The organism is Streptacidiphilus jiangxiensis (assembly GCF_900109465.1).
Taxonomy (GTDB): domain Bacteria; phylum Actinomycetota; class Actinomycetes; order Streptomycetales; family Streptomycetaceae; genus Streptacidiphilus; species Streptacidiphilus jiangxiensis.
Genome location: NZ_FOAZ01000091.1, coordinates 1 through 1,252 on the forward strand (window position 1 = coordinate 1; position 1,252 = coordinate 1,252).

At 69.4% G+C, this 1,252-nt stretch carries 2 protein-coding genes; one reads left to right on the forward strand and one right to left on the reverse strand.

What is annotated here, in order from left to right:
• Nucleotides 1–149: 149 nt before the first annotated feature.
• Complete coding sequence (locus BMY61_RS43805) at nucleotides 150–677, reverse strand: GNAT family N-acetyltransferase (RefSeq protein ID WP_052439368.1); 528 nt, start codon at nucleotides 675–677, stop codon at nucleotides 150–152.
• A gap of 55 nt (nucleotides 678–732) precedes the next feature.
• Between BMY61_RS43805 and BMY61_RS43810 the strand changes: the two genes are divergently transcribed.
• On the forward strand, nucleotides 733–1,161 hold the full coding sequence (locus BMY61_RS43810) for a CBS domain-containing protein (RefSeq protein WP_075004333.1): 429 nt from the start codon (nucleotides 733–735) through the stop codon (nucleotides 1,159–1,161).
• The last annotated feature ends 91 nt before the right edge of the window (nucleotides 1,162–1,252 follow it).

The following is a 1,252-nucleotide window of genomic DNA, read 5'->3' on the forward strand; positions in this document are numbered from 1 at the left end:
CGGCGAACATCACCGCCGGCCACAGCTACACGCTGACCCTGACCAACAAGGACGACAACTACCCCGGCGACCCGACCTACACCTACTACGACGACATCACGACCTCCTGAGAGCAGGAAGTCCGACGGTAGGTCAGTCGGCACGGTAGGTCAGTAGGTCAAGAGGTGGACGCGGCGCCCTGCCGCGTCCACCTCTCCGTTCTCGCGCAGACCCAGCCGCTCGGCCAGGCGCCGCGAGGGTGCGTTGTCGGCGCGGATCAGCGCGCAGACGGGCAGGTCGGGACGGAGCGCGCGGACGTGGTCGAGCGCGGCGCCCGCCGCCTCGGCGGCGTATCCGCGCCCCCAGGCGGTGGGCCGGAAGCGGTAGTAGAGGTTGAGCGCGCGGAAGCTCGCCTCCCCCGGCATCCGGATGGTGGCCGCCTTCAGCCCGGCCACGCCGATCACGTGGTCCGGGGCCTCGGCCGTGACGACGCCGAAGTAGCCGAAGCCCTCCCGCTCCCAGTCGCCCGTCCACGTCCCGAGCCAGCGCTCGCAGGTCTCGAACGAGGCGGCGCCGTCGGGGTTGTAGCGGTTGGTCTCCGGATCCCCGTGGATGGCGGCGACGGCGTCGAGATCCTGGTGCTCGAGCCGCAGCAGCTGCAGACGGGCGGTGCTCAGTATCGGAAGGCGTCGGTTCACCCGAGGAAGCCTACGATGGTTTCGAGTGGTGGCCAGGCACCGAGGAGGCCGCATCATGACCACAGCCCAGGAGATCATGCACCCAGGCGCCCAGTGCGTCACCGAGCACGAGTCGCTGGCGACGGCGGCCAAGCTCATGCGGGACCGTGGCGTGGGCGCGCTGCCCATCTGCGGCGAGAACGACAAGCTGATCGGCATCATCACCGACCGCGACATCGTGGTGAAGTGCATCGCCGCGGGCCTGGACCCGTCGGCGACCACGGCCGGGGAGCTGGCCGAGGGCCGCCCGCTCACCATCGAGGGCGAGGACGACATCGAACAGGTACTGCGGGTGATGGAGCAGTACCGGGTCCGGCGGCTCCCGGTGATCGACCATCCCGCCCACAAGCTGATCGGCATGATCAGCGAGGCGGACGTGGCCCGGCACATGCCGCAGGCGCGCATCGCGGAGTTCGTCTCGGCGATCTGCGCGGAGGACGACTAGAGCCTGTCCGGCGGATCTTGTGACCGTCCGACGATGGGATCGTTGTTCTCGTCGTGGGGCGGGGAGATTTGACGAACGACGAGTGGATGCG

Bases quoted from the DNA above. Each gene is read 5' to 3' on its own strand.
- BMY61_RS43810 (WP_075004333.1), top strand. From the start codon at position 733: ATGACCACAGCCCAGGAGATCATGCACCCAGGCGCCCAGTGCGTCACC.